Annotated in this window: 12 protein-coding genes; 5 read left to right on the top strand and 7 right to left on the bottom strand. The window is 70.3% G+C overall.

Translation table 11 applies throughout. The annotated features are described in order from the left end of the window. Positions 1–48: 48 nt before the first annotated feature. Positions 49–1,158: an alkene reductase gene (locus GXP74_RS20875; protein WP_182452871.1), complete on the bottom strand. Its 1,110-nt coding sequence runs from the start codon at positions 1,156–1,158 to the stop codon at positions 49–51. 152 nt (positions 1,159–1,310) lie between these two features. On the opposite strand from GXP74_RS20875, the gene GXP74_RS20870 reads away from it, so the two are divergent. Beyond that, positions 1,311–1,919, top strand: coding sequence for a TetR/AcrR family transcriptional regulator (locus GXP74_RS20870; RefSeq protein WP_182452872.1), 609 nt, complete (start codon positions 1,311–1,313; stop codon positions 1,917–1,919). Between the two features lie 105 nt (positions 1,920–2,024). Here GXP74_RS20870 and GXP74_RS20865 read toward each other — a convergent pair whose 3' ends face one another. Continuing rightward, entirely contained in the window at positions 2,025–3,917 is a 1,893-nt protein-coding gene (locus GXP74_RS20865) for an arabinofuranosidase catalytic domain-containing protein (RefSeq protein ID WP_182452873.1), read from the bottom strand. A gap of 546 nt (positions 3,918–4,463) precedes the next feature. Between GXP74_RS20865 and GXP74_RS20860 the strand changes: the two genes are divergently transcribed. After that, a complete protein-coding gene (locus GXP74_RS20860; protein ID WP_182452874.1) occupies positions 4,464–5,654 on the top strand; it encodes an ROK family transcriptional regulator in 1,191 nt (396 codons plus the stop codon). A gap of 426 nt (positions 5,655–6,080) precedes the next feature. Then, a complete protein-coding gene (locus GXP74_RS20855; RefSeq protein WP_225448071.1) occupies positions 6,081–6,779 on the top strand; it encodes an IMP cyclohydrolase in 699 nt (232 codons plus the stop codon). A gap of 493 nt (positions 6,780–7,272) precedes the next feature. On the opposite strand, the gene GXP74_RS20850 is transcribed toward GXP74_RS20855, so the two are convergent. After that, a complete protein-coding gene (locus tag GXP74_RS20850) occupies positions 7,273–7,749 on the bottom strand; it encodes a hypothetical protein (protein WP_182452875.1) in 477 nt (158 codons plus the stop codon). 12 nt (positions 7,750–7,761) lie between these two features. Continuing rightward, the gene (locus GXP74_RS40665; protein WP_225448650.1) at positions 7,762–8,544 is read right to left on the bottom strand and encodes a DNA-binding protein; all 783 of its coding nucleotides are present in this window, start codon (positions 8,542–8,544) and stop codon (positions 7,762–7,764) included. Between the two features lie 1,057 nt (positions 8,545–9,601). Here GXP74_RS40665 and GXP74_RS20840 point away from each other — a divergent pair. Both GXP74_RS20840 and GXP74_RS20835 read left to right on the top strand, forming a co-directional pair. Beyond that, complete coding sequence (locus GXP74_RS20840; RefSeq protein ID WP_182452877.1) at positions 9,602–9,790, top strand: hypothetical protein; 189 nt, start codon at positions 9,602–9,604, stop codon at positions 9,788–9,790. Between the two features lie 215 nt (positions 9,791–10,005). Then, positions 10,006–10,818 (top strand): radical SAM protein, encoded by an 813-nt coding sequence (locus GXP74_RS20835; protein ID WP_182452878.1) that lies wholly within the window; start codon positions 10,006–10,008, stop codon positions 10,816–10,818. A 3-nt stretch (positions 10,819–10,821) separates the two neighbouring features. On the opposite strand, the gene GXP74_RS20830 is transcribed toward GXP74_RS20835, so the two are convergent. The 3 genes from GXP74_RS20830 to GXP74_RS40655 form a co-directional block, all read right to left on the bottom strand. Then, on the bottom strand, positions 10,822–10,998 hold the full coding sequence (locus GXP74_RS20830) for a hypothetical protein (protein WP_182452879.1): 177 nt from the start codon (positions 10,996–10,998) through the stop codon (positions 10,822–10,824). Then, the gene (locus GXP74_RS20825) at positions 10,992–11,606 is read right to left on the bottom strand and encodes a histidine phosphatase family protein (protein WP_182452880.1); all 615 of its coding nucleotides are present in this window, start codon (positions 11,604–11,606) and stop codon (positions 10,992–10,994) included. Before GXP74_RS20825 ends, GXP74_RS20830 begins: the two co-directional genes overlap by 7 nt. A 336-nt stretch (positions 11,607–11,942) precedes the next feature. Beyond that, the gene (locus GXP74_RS40655; RefSeq protein ID WP_225448072.1) at positions 11,943–12,431 is read right to left on the bottom strand and encodes a PH domain-containing protein; all 489 of its coding nucleotides are present in this window, start codon (positions 12,429–12,431) and stop codon (positions 11,943–11,945) included. Between the last annotated feature and the right edge of the window lie 261 nt (positions 12,432–12,692).

The raw sequence follows: 12,692 nt of genomic DNA, 5'->3' as shown, positions 1-12,692 counted from the left end.
TCCGCATGGTGACCGCACGTCACGATGCGCGGGCGAACGGTTCGCGGCTCAGGCCGCGACCGGTTCCAGGGCCGGGTAGTCGGTGTAGCCCGCCGGGCCGGCCGCGTAGACGGTGCTCCAGTCGGTGTCGGCCGGCGCGGCACCCGTGGCGAGCCGGGCGGGGAGGTCGGGGTTGGCGATGAAGGGCCTACCGAAGGCGATGACATCCGCCAGACCGGCCCGCACCAGGCGGTTGCCGCGTTCGGCGTCCATGTCCACACTGGCGATCAGGGTTCCGCCGTAGAGCGGTCGGAAGTGGCGGAACATCCCGTCGCCGGCCAGGTCGGCCAGCGGCGTCCCGGCCAGTTCGTGGGTGGCGCCCATGAGCAGCAGGTGGGAGAGCCGGTAGTCGTCGAGGCGGCTGACGACGTACTCGGCGGTGGGGAGCGTCTCGTCGTCGGCGGTGAACGGTCCGCTCTCGTGCATGGGGCCGAGCTTGATGCCGGTGCGCTCGGGGCCGATCGCCCCGGCCACGCTCTCGATGATCTCCAGGACCAGGCGGGCCCGGTTGGCGATCGATCCGCCGTACCGGTCGGTGCGCCGGTTGGTCGCCCGGTTGAGGAACTGGGCGGGCAGGTAGGTGAAGTTGGCCAGGATCTGGACGCCGTCGAACCCGGCCGCGACGGCGTTGCGGGCGGCGGTCGCGTAGTCGGCCACGGTCCGGCGGATCTCGGCGCGGGTCATCGCGCGCGGTGTGACCGTGGGCTTGCGTCCGGTGGGGGTGGAGCTGAGCTGTTCCGGGTTGACCGCGGAGGCCGACATCGGCGGGGCTCCGTCGAAGAAGTCCGGGTGCGACAGGGATCCGGTGTGCCAGAGCTGCGCGATCATGCGGCTACCGGCGGCGTGGACCGCGTCGGTCACCCCCCGCCAGCCGTGTACCTGCTGCGGGCTCCACAGGCCGGGTGTGTCGGCCCAGCCCACTGCCTCGGGGCTGATCGCGGTGGCCTCGCCCACGATCAGTCCGGCGCCGGCGCGCTGGGCGTAGTACTCGGCGTGCAGCCCGGTCGGCACCCGGCCCGGGTTGTCGGCGCGCATCCGCGTCAGCGGTGCCATCGCGATCCGGTTGGGCAGCTCCAGAGCGCCCATGCGGGTCGGCGTGAACAGGGGTGGAACGGACATGTCGCTGTCTCCTTCATGGTCTCGTCCACGGGCTGGGCACGCCCTCGGTCATCACAATGTCGCTCGACATTGTTTTATGCCCGCGCTGCCATCCTGTCAAGGTCGATCGACATTGAGATGGTGCTACAGTCATGGTGAAGGAGGTGGCACTCATGGGCGTGTCGAAGCAGAAGGCGGCACAGAACCACGACGCGATCGTCAGCGCCGCCGAGACCCTCTTCCGCGAGCGTGGCGTGGAGGCGGTGGGACTGGTGGAGCTGATGGCCGCCGCCGGGCTGACCCGCGGGGGCTTCTACAACCACTTCGCGTCCAAGGCCGCGCTGGTGGACGAGGTCGTCGCCAAGGCCATGGCCGAGGGGCTGGAGAACCTGACCGCGGCCCTGGACGCCTCCACGGCACGCGGGGAGGATCCCCTGGGCAACCAGATCGACTGGTACCTGTCGCCGGAGCACCGCGCGGATATCGACCACGGCTGCCCCAACGCGGGCTTCCTCGGCGACGCCCCCCGCTTCGAGGACCCCGCCCGCTCCCACTACGCCAGCGGCCTGACCACGAACCTGCGCCGCTTCGCCGAAGCCGTCCAGGCGGCGACGGGCCTTGACCAGGAGGCGAGTTGGGACCGCACCCTGGCGCTGTTCAGCCAGATGGTCGGGGCCGTCCTGCTCTCGCGCGCCGTCGTCGGCACCGACCCGGCCCTCGCCGACCAGCTCCTCGACAGCGCGCGCACCGACCTGCACAACCGCACCCGTCACCGCCCCTGATCCAGGTCGACCGGCTCCACTTCCGGTTCCCGCGGGATTCGCCCCGCCGCCGCAGGGCTCGGCACGCCCGCGGGAGCCCCGACCAGGGCCCCCGCGGGCGGGGGATCAGTCGTCGATCAGGTCGAACTCCTCCCAGGGGCCGATGGCGGACCGGTTGGCGATCAGCGGGTCGGCCCCGGCGCCGTCCGCGGTGACGATCTCGCCGTTGGCGTGTGCCTTGAGACTGACGCTGCCGTCCGCGTTGTCGATCAGGCTGAACTCCTGCGCGTATCCGATCGAGGCGCTGTTGGCGATCAGCGCCGAAGCGCCCGCGGTGACGTACTCGTTGTTCGCCCGGGCGAGCAGGCTGACACTGCCGTCGGGGTCGCCGATCAGGTCGAACGTCTCCCAGGGGCCGACCGCGGTCCGGTTGGCGATCAGCGGCGAGGCCCCGGCGTTGTCGGCGGTCACGATGTCACCGTTGGCGTGCGCCCGGAAGCTGACGGGCACGGTGTCGCGGACGACGTCGAACTCCTCCCAGGGGCCGATCGCGGTCCGGTTGGCGATCAGTGGCGAGGCTCCGGCGTTGTCGGCGGTCACGATGTCACCGTTGGCGTGCGCCCGGAAGCTGACGCTGCCGTCGGGGTTGTCGATCAGGTCGAAGGTCTCCGCCGACCCGATCGCGGTGCTGCCGGCGATCAGTGGCGCGGCTCCGGCGTTCGGCGCGGTGACGTAGTCGCCGTCGGAGTGCGCCCGCAGGCTCACCGTGCCGTCCGGGTTGGTGAGCAGGTCGAAGGTCTGGTCGGCGCCGATGCTGGTCGAGTTGGCGATCAGCGAGGTGCCGCTGCCGGCGGAGTCCACGTAGTCGCCGTTGGCGTGGGCCTTGAGGCTGACCACGGACGCGGTGGTCGGCACGTCGGTGACGTTGTGGGAGTACCCGGCCGCGACCAGGCCGGCCTGGACCGCGTTCTCCGTCGCGTCGGAGGGGTATCCGGCGGTGACGGCGCCCTCGAAGAACTCACCGTCGCCCCAGATGCTGTTGTCCCCGCCGGTGCCCAACTCGATGGAGGGCTGGACCTTCATCGGGTCGTAGCCGCTGGGCAACGCTCCCGAATAGGACTCGGTCAGCCCGCCCTGCTGCCCGTTGCCGTACTTCAGGGTGAAGTTGGTCGTCCCGTTGTTCTTCTCCCAGGCGGAGACGAACGAGCCGCTCTCGGCGGGGATGGACGAGGGGTTGGCACCGGTGTCGCTGAAGTACATGCCGTTCTCCAGGTCGCCGCCCACCCACGGACCGGGGCCGCTGCAGTTCTGGGTCCAGCAGTCGGTGCCGTAGTAGATCGCGTTCATGGTGGCGTTGCCGTCGTCGCTGTCGTTCGCCTCGCCCGAGCCGAAGTCGAAGCAGCAGCCGTTGCTGGTGACGTTCGAGGAGGTCATCAGGTAGACGCCCTCGGGCTGCGAGCCGGTGGGCACGTTCTTCGCGTCGTCAATGCGGTACCCGGTGCCCTGGGCGTCGAACAGGGCGCCGTACGCGGGCCGGCCGTCGACCGTCACCGGCAGCGCCATCGCGGGCGAACCGATGTCCGAGCCGTTCGGACCGGGGCCCGCGATCCCGCCCGAGCAGCCCGAGCAGGCGGTGCCCTGCGAGATGGGCAGGTTGTTGCCGTTGGAGGTCTGGTCGTAGATCTCGGTGACGGTGCAGCTCGTGCCGGAGCAGAACGAGACCTGCGGGGCGGAGTCGACCACCCCGCCGGTGGATCCCGGACCGATGTTCAGGTAGCTGCCGTCGGAGGTTCGCTGGAGCTGGTACAGCGGTCCGTCGTAGGCCGCGAACAGGGCCCGGGTCATGCTGTACGCCGCTTCGCACGGTGTACCGCCGGCGGCGTAGACGTCGCAGGGCAGGGACGACGCGGCGGCCGAGGCGGGCGCCACCGCCCCGAGGGCGGGTACGGCGATCACCGCCACCAGCAGCAACACGACTGCCAGCCGCAGCCTGCGCCAGGTCACACGTAACGAGGACATGGTGAACCTCCAGGCCGGGGCGGCCGATCGCGTCGTGGGACGGCCCGGTCGGTCGCGCCTGACTCGCGAGGCCGACCGGGCCGCCGTGGGGTTCCGCTTCCGGTGCCTCGGAGCGGGGTGGAACGCGCGCCGTGGGAAGACGACCAGGTAGACGATTCGTATCATCCGGCGCAGCACACATATTCAGACTGCTCCAGGAAGAAGTCAAGGAAAATGCCAAGGATCGTGACATGCCCTGGTATCCAAAAACCCAGAGCTGGTGGTGCACCAGGCCGTCAGCGGCGAGCCCAGCAGCTGACCTCCGATACGACTGACTCCGGACTTCCCCTTGGACGTCTGGCGATCGTCCGCCTAGAGTTAAGTTCAAAGACGGAGAATTGGTGGTCAGCGGACGGCGTCGGCCGCGGGAGAGCGGCACGGTGCGCTCGCGGGCCTGCGCTCGCGGGCCCGCGCGGAGGCGGGCCCGCAGGGGGCCTGACGAGCCCCTACGATGCGAGCATCTCGTTGCGGCGCCTACCTTCCGGGGAGCCTTCCATTCCGACGCACATGAACCTTCGAGACGAAGGCCGACTGCGGGTCCTGCAGGCGCTGCACGCCACCGGCGGGACCAGTCGGCCGGAGCTGGTGCGGCTGACCAAGCTGTCCCGAGCGACCGTCTACGCCCTCGTCACCGACCTGATCGCCTCCGGCCTGGTCCGCGAGGAGAGCGGGTCGGCCGAGCCGGAGAACCGTTCGCTGGGCCGGCCCGCGCAGGTGCTGACCCTGCAACCGACCGCCGCGTACGCGGTAGGGGCGGACATCGGCCACACCCACGTCCGCGTCGCGCTGTGCGACCTGTACGGCGTACCCGTCTGGGACCACGTCGAGGCCGTCGAAGTCGACCGGGCCCCGCAGGCCACCCTCGACCTGGCCGCCGAGCTGGTCCACCAGGCGCTGCGGGAGTGCGACGCCCCGATCGAGCGGGTGCTCGGCCTCGGCGTCGGGATCGCCTCCCCCGTCGGCGGGGACGGCGCCATGGTCGCCGAGGGGATCATGCCCGGCTGGACCGACGTGCGGCCGGGGCACGAGCTGGAGCGGCGCACCGGAATCCCCAGCCAGCTGATCAACGACGCCAACGCCGGGGCCCTGGCCGAGCACCTCTACGGCGCCGGCCGGGGCATCGACAACATGGTCTACGTACGCCTGTCCGCCGGTATCGGCGCCGGCATCGTGGCCGCCGGGCAGCTGCTGCTCGGCGTCAGCGGTCTGGCCGGGGAGATCGGGCACCTGCTGGCGATCGAGGACGGCCTGATCTGCCGCTGCGGCAACCGCGGCTGCCTGGAGACCATCGCCAGCCCGATAGCCATCGCCCGTCTGCTGCGCGACAGTTGGGACCACCCGGTCGCCCCCGACGAGCTGCCGGGGCTGCTCAGGGAGAACCGGGCGGGGGCCCGGCGGGCCGTGGAGGACGCCGGGGCGGCGGTGGGACGTGCCCTGGCGGGCGTGGTCACCCTGATCAACCCGCAGTTGATCGTCGTCGGCGGCGACCTGGCCGCGATCGGCGAGCCCCTGTTCGAATCGATGCGGCTCGCCATCGCCCGGCACGCGCTGCCGCACGCCGGTGCCCAGGTCCGGATCGTGGCCGGCGAACTCGGCCCGCGGGCCGAGGTGCGCGGCGCGGCCGGGCGGGTGCTCGCCCAGGCACCCCACCTGCTGGCCCTCACCAGCGGCGCCGACCCGCACGAACTACCCGCCTGACCCTTCCTCGTGCGTGCCGTCTCCCTGCGACATGCCCGTTCGGTGCCAGTGGGGTTGCCGTCGGTGACGTCGTGTCAGTCCGGTGGTGGTTGCCGATCAGATGGCCGGAGCAGGTTTTGGGGCGCGGTGACCGCGCTGGTCAAGGTGCTGTCTCCGGGTTGGCCGTGGTGGGCGGGTCCGGGTGCGGCAGTCGTGTGCCTCATGGTCTGCATATGCGGCAAGTGGGCGTGGCACCGGCGAAGCGCGACGCTCGCCTGTACCGCGGCACCTACGATCGCGTAGTAGATCAAGCTCTGCGATAATCCCCACGTGGGACGCGGGGATCCGACCACCGCACTGTCGGCCGTTGGAGTCTCCCCTGATCCATGTGGGCATTCACCGCCGGCCACGCGACGCGAGGCCATGAAGCAGGGGGCTGAAACACACGTGACCTTGCTGAGAGATGCACTGACGGGCAATCACTACCCAGGCCGCGGCGTGCTGTGGTGCAGGACCGGCGACGGCACCATGCTCGGCGCCTACTTCCTCACCGGGCGCAGTCCCGCGTCCCAGGCCCGCACCCTGCAGCGCACCGCCGGAGACGAGCTGATCGTCGCCCCTGCGGACGCGCGCCAGCATGACCATCTTCGGCACTACGTTGCCGCCCGTCAGAGCGGGGACTTGCTGATCTTCGGCAACGGGGAGCAGGTCTCCACGGTCTCCGACCGCCTCGGTTCGGGGCTGGCCCCGATCCTGGCCCTGGACGAGCTGGACTACGAACCAGACCCGCCGATCTTCACTCCACGCCTGACGGTAATCGCGGACAACCACGAGGGCGGTCAGGCATGGTTCGGCGCCGCCCGGCACAGCACGGGGAGCCGCGCCGCCACCAACCGGCTCACCCTCCACGTCAGCGACCTGGCTCCTGGTGAGGGAGTGCTCATGACGACCTATCACTCCGACAGGCAAGGTATCGCTACCGGCGCCCCCTTCACGGAGGTCCGGACAACCGAGGACAACCGCACCGACCTGCTGGACGAGCTGTGGTCGGCCCTGCCACCCGAACTCCGGATCGCGGCGGCGGTCTTCGCGCCCGGAGGGCTCGCGAGCGCCGACATTCGACAAGCAGCCGAGACTCGCGTCTGACGATTGCCCGGCGCCGATTCCGAGCTCGGTGCCGGACGTCCCCGCGGCAAGAGCCACTTCAGGAACAGGGACGCGGCTGGCGGATCCCGCCGAGCACGGCGTCCACCACCGCCTGGCGTCCGAACTCGTACCGCAGCTGCCCCGCTGGCGCAGCGTCGGATCGGCGCGCAGGAGCCGCTCCACGAGTGCCCGCTCGACCGGGTAGCCCTCGTGGCGGTAGGACAGCTCGGCACAGACGGCGGCTGCCCGCGCGTGCGGCGACCGGCACCTGCTGTACCCGGGATGCTCGGCACACGGTGCTCCGTAGCCCGGGATCATGATCGTCGATCGCTGTCGTCCTTGCCCTGGGTCAGCGCCGACCTGGCCCAGGGCAATTGCCACCGCAGCGTGATTCTCTGGCGAGGTTGAGCCTTCGGGCCTGTCTTCGGCACGATCACCCCGGGTCCGGCCGGCGCTAACCCTGGGTGAGAACCGCCGCCGATCGGGAACTCCACTATGACCGCGTCGCTCCCTGCGGCCAGAGGACTCGCACTGGCACGCCCATGCGCTCGGCGTAGGCCACCACGTCAGCGGTGCCTCCGTAGCCTCCGGCCGGTTTCCCGTCCCACACGGCCAGTAGCTCGTCTGCGAGTCCTACGAGGACCTCGCTGCCCGCCATGTGTGCGTTCGAGTCGGAAGCGGTCAGGCCGGTGTGGTGGACCTCAGCGGCGCGGACCAGGAGCGCGTCGTACACAGGGTGGTGCCAGTCGGGGAGGCTGTCGCGGTACTCCTCGGCGGGGATGACGGCTTCCAGACGTCCGCCGTGGTCCAGGGCGGCCTGGGCGAACCAGCTGTCCGGGCCGTCCGCTATGCACGACACCGCGACCAGCTCCCCGGCGACGTAGCCGTCTATGGCCGTGGCCAGGAGCTGTCGGACCTGCTCCTCGACCTCGGCGGTCAGTCCACGGTGGCCAGTGATCCCAACGCGCATCAGATGCCCCTCCTACAAATAGACGCCGTGCAGGCGCTCATCGAACTCCCTGACCACCTTCGGTGGCGAGGTACTGGTGATGGATCGGCGGACGGTCCGAGCCCGTTCCACGATCCGGCCGGATCGGTACTCGATGCCGGTGTCCAGCGCGCGTGACGCGAGGGCGAAGGCGGCCTCTACCCGTCCGGCAGCAAGGTGACCGGCGGCGATATCGAGGACCACCAGGGCGCGCTGCTTGGCGTGGCCGGTGGCGAGAGCGGCGGTGTCTGCGGTGAGCACCCAGTCCGCCAGGCCCAGGCGGGCACCGCAGGTGACCCGGCAGGCAGCGACCTTGGCCTCATCGAACACGAAGACCCAGGGCCACGGAGGCGGCCCCTCCAGCGGCAGGCGTTCGGCTGTCGCCCGGCTGCGGATCAGGGCACGGTCGGCGGCGCGCTGGTCGCCGGCAGCGGCGTGGGCCAGGGCCTCGACCGAGGAGAGCCACGCGTCAGCGATAGCCGGACGCTGCGGACCCAGGGACCGCCGGGCAGCACTGGCCAGGGTCAGGGCCTGCGCGCCGTTACCGGCGTGCGCCTCGAACTGCGCGAGGCTGCCGATCTGGTAGGCGGCCAGCAGCGAGTCTCCGGCCGACCGGGCTGCTTTGATCGCCGAGCCGTACCAGGTGCGGGCTGATCCGTTGTCGCCCATGTCCCAGGCCAGCCATGCCGCCAGGCTAGCGGCCTCGCTGCCGACACCCGCCAGCCGGGGTCGCTGACCGGCGGGGGCCGACTGGGCGAGGGACTGGATCAGTCTCATATGGGCATGTACGGGCTCTGCGAGGTCCCGCGATGGCGTCGAACCGTCCAAGCGCCGGTATGCGGTCGTGTTCAGCCGCAGTGCCGCGCTCTGCTGGTGCGCGGCCTCGTGCAGCTCAGGCAGTACCGCCAGGGCGGGTGCGGCTGCCGCAGCGGCCACTCCGCCTAGAAATTCTCGGCGTTCCACCTGCTCGGTTCCATCTCTTGCGATCCCGCTGGGTTCAGCGAGCCCGACCATTGCGGCCGGGATATCCAGGTGGGCGGACGCCGCCGCGAGGAGGTCCGTGGCGTACGAGCCCGAGCCTCGCTTCTCCAGTCGGGAGACCGCCGATTGCGAGAGCCCACATGCCTCCCCTAACTGTTGCTGGGTCATCCGTGCTGACTTGCGGGCCAACTCGATGACCTTGCCGTAGTTCCCGGCGCGAGATGCCTCCCTGGCTGCTGCCCGCCAATCCACCGTCTACCCCCCACGTTACGAGTTTCGACCCGCTGGCGACCGCATCGGTACCCGCTCCGCGCATATCCGTATGCGGTCGCCGCATCGGCGATGGTCCCACGGACGGCTAAGGATTTTGACTGGACGTCAGCGGCTTCCGAAGCTGGCCAACGAGTCTCCTCGTTCCCCCGGAGGGCTGTCCCGAAGCGCCGCCGTCCGGCCACATCCCCCGTTGGGGCCGGGCGGCGGCAGCCACCTCCCACGTCCGCCAGGAGTCCCGCCCGTGACATCACCACCACCCCTTCCGCGCCGGATGCCCGCCGACCGGGTACGCAGCACCCAGCTCGCAGACGCCTCGGACTGGACTGCATGGTCCGACCCGCAGGAGGCAACCGAACGTGCACCGGGAGAACCCTGCCTGGTGGGGAACCCGTTCGCGGGACAGCTGAGGATTTGGCCGTCCGGGCACGGCGAGGACGTCCGGGAGTCCAGCGAGGCGTGCCATGACTGATCGGCCTATGGCACACAGGTTCCAGCTGGAGCAGTGGCGCGGTTGGCAGGCGTGGCGTCGCCGGTATCGGTACGAGAAGGCGGGGCGGCCGTGATGACCGATGAACCGCCCGTGATCGCACGGCATGCCATGACCATCCGGGTGAAGAAGGAGACCGTCGCTGGCGAGTGGGTCGAGGTCAGCTCCCAGGCCGTCGAGAGCGACTACCGGCCTTCCGGCATCTACTCGCTGGGCCACTGGCCCGTCTGCCGGTGCGAGCGCCACCGAGGACCCGAGCCGGAGACCCGACCGGCCCCATGAGCGGGGTGCCCGGCCGCAAGCCCTGGCGGACGACACGGCCGGGCACCCCTTCACCAAGCTCCGCCGGCGTACCCCGGGCGGACGCGGCGGCTCCGGGCTTTCGCTCCCCTGCGGCGGGGTCGCCGCACCCTTCCCGGAACTCACCCCCCGGACCGGCCCCGACGGGGCGATCCTGGAAGGGGTGACCCGCCTTCGACCAGATCGAGGTAGCCGTCATGACCGCTCGGAGCATTGTCAGCGCAGACCAGGCCACGTCCTGCTACTTCCGGACCTCGGTCGATCACCCCAACCGCAAGGCGCTGATCCAGATCCACGAGCCCTGCAACCTGGGGTGCGCGCACTGCTTCGTGTCCGCCTTGAAGGACGGAGCCACGATGCCCCTGGACCTGATCCGGTCGCACGTCATCCCCCAGCTCCTGGCCGCCCGCGTGAACCGGGTGACCCTGACCGGCGGCGAGCCGTTCCTGCACGCGGATTTCCTGGACGTGGTGCGGGCCTTCCGCGAGGCGGGCATGGGGGTGGGCCTGTGCACCAACGCCACCTTGGCCACGGACGACACCATCGCCGCCCTGGTCGAGATCGGGGGGGTGCACGTCAACGTCTCGTTGGACGGCTTCGCCGCCGACTCCCACGGCAAGTTCCGGGGCGACCGGGCCTCGTTCCAGGTCACCGTGGACACCGTGCGGAAGTTCGCCGCCGCCGGTCTGCTCCAGGGGCTGCTGTGCACCCCGAACAGTCTGGCCGAGGACGAGGAGTACGCCCAGCTGTGCGCTTTCGCCACCGAGCAGGGGGCCTCGTACGTGCTGATGAACCCGCTGTCGAGCATGGGGCGCGGGGTCAAGAGCCAGGGCAAGCTGGCCCAGCCGGACGACCACATGCGGCACATCCACGACCTGACGACGCCGTTCGCCAGCGACACCATGGACTTGGTCCACATTCGGTTCCCCAACGACTCCAAGCCGCTGGCGAACTGCGAGTCGGGTCGCGGGACGGCGCGCTGCCGGCGGTCCAACCGACCAGCACCCTGAGCCCTACTCCTGGCCGGCCGGTGCCAGGGACGCTTCCGGGACGCCCAGGGCGACCGCGACAGCGCGCTGCGCCGCGCTCCACTCCTGGGCAGTCACCGTCTCGTCGTCCGCGACGCTGTTCAACCATCCGGTGATCTCGTTCGGGTGCAGGCGGTCCAGGTCGGTCGGAATCTTCAGCACAGCGGCATTCCCGTCGGTCGGCTGGTCGGCTGGTCGGCTGCGTCAGGGACGGCAGGGTGGTCGGCCTGTCCCGCCAGGACGGAGCGGGCCGGGGCGAGTGGGGGTTCGAGGACAGCGGCTTGGACCGGGACCATCCGCAGCCGGGACAGCAAGTGTTCCAGTGCCCATCGGTTGGCCGAGTGGGCGATCACCAGGATCCTGCTGCCGTTCCATTCGGTGGCGAGGTCATGGAGGAAGGCATCGGTGGCGGTGACGACCTGGCGGTAGCTCTGACCGCCGGGGAATGGATTGTCGATGTGCTGGGCTCGCTGGGCGGCGACAAGGCAGACCGGGCTTCCGTTGTGGTCGCCGTAGTTGCACTCCCGCAGTCGGATGTCCTGGTGGATCGGGGGCCGACCGCCGGGGAACGCGATCTGGGCTGTCTGGACGGCGCGTTGTAGGTCGGAGGTGAACACAGCCGCGAAGCCATCGCCCGGCCGGCGCTCGCCCAGCTCACGGGCCTGGCGGCGGCCCAGTTCCGAGAGCCGGCCCGGGAGCCAGCCGGTGGCGATGTCGGCCTCGTTGTCGGTGGTGGTGGCGTGCGTATCGTAGACGATCTCGACTGCCATCAGGGCTCCCAGATGTTCTCGACAGGTCAGGCGATGTCGGCGAGTGGGCGACCCCCCCAGTGGATGCCTTTCTCGCTGCGGATGCGGGCGCGTTCACGGCGCTGGACGGCGAGTACGTCGAGGTGGCGGAGATCGCTTCCCGGACGTGCGGTGATCGTTTCCCCCGGGCACTTCACGCCTACTCGCGCTGGCGCAACGCCAACGCCCGCCACCACGACGTCCTGGCCGCCGAACGCAGGGAACGCGCCCGCATACGCAGCGAGAAGGGTATCCGCTGGGGTGGACGGCCCCCGCACCCCTCAGCCTGACGCTACCCGGCGAACCAAAGCGGGCCCGCTAGTCTTTGTAGACCGGCTGATCGGTACGGCCAGTGGCCTGCCGCCAGTGCGAGCAGATCGTGTCAACGCTCGTCCGGAAGCCCGATTCGTTCTGGCCCCGCTGTGACTGCATCGCTCCAGGAAGCACCACCGGACGACCATGCAGCAGGTGGACACGTACGACCCACCACGATCCTCCCCGTCCTGACCGACGCTGGGCTTCGACCATGGTGACGTCACTCCAAGGAATGCGTCGACGGCTCACCAGCGTCCGCAGCCGCATGCCTTCGGGTGCCAGTTCGGTCACGCCGAACATCCGGTTGACCATGTAGAAGGCACATGGAAACCAGATAACTGCGAGCAGCGCGGGCAAGAACCACCGCGCCGCTGCATGCGCAGCGAAGACCATGTACAGCGCCCACGCCCCCATCAGGAGAGTCAGGACACCAAAGGCGAGCAACGCGGAACGCCGCTCCCTCCGGCTGAATGCTATGCGGGACTCGGTCACGCGCACATGCTAGCCAGAACCATAGGAACCAGTCCTCGGCCGACCGTGTCGCCAGTCGATGCGGCTCGGAACAGACCCTTGGCCACCAGCCGGGCGTGTCGGTAACCCGGCGAACCATCCCGGTAAGAGCACTAGCCGAGCGGCGCGGCCGTCGCGGCGGCGGGTAGCCGCAGCCCAGGTCCACGTACTGGCGGATCCCGCCGAGCGCGGCGTCCACCACCGCCTGGCGTCCGAACTCGTACCGCAGCTGCGCCGACTGGC

This window comes from Streptacidiphilus sp. P02-A3a, from assembly GCF_014084105.1.
Taxonomy (GTDB): domain Bacteria; phylum Actinomycetota; class Actinomycetes; order Streptomycetales; family Streptomycetaceae; genus Streptacidiphilus.
The sequence above is the reverse complement of the archived record's forward strand: the minus strand, read 5'-3'. Positions and strand labels throughout refer to the sequence as shown.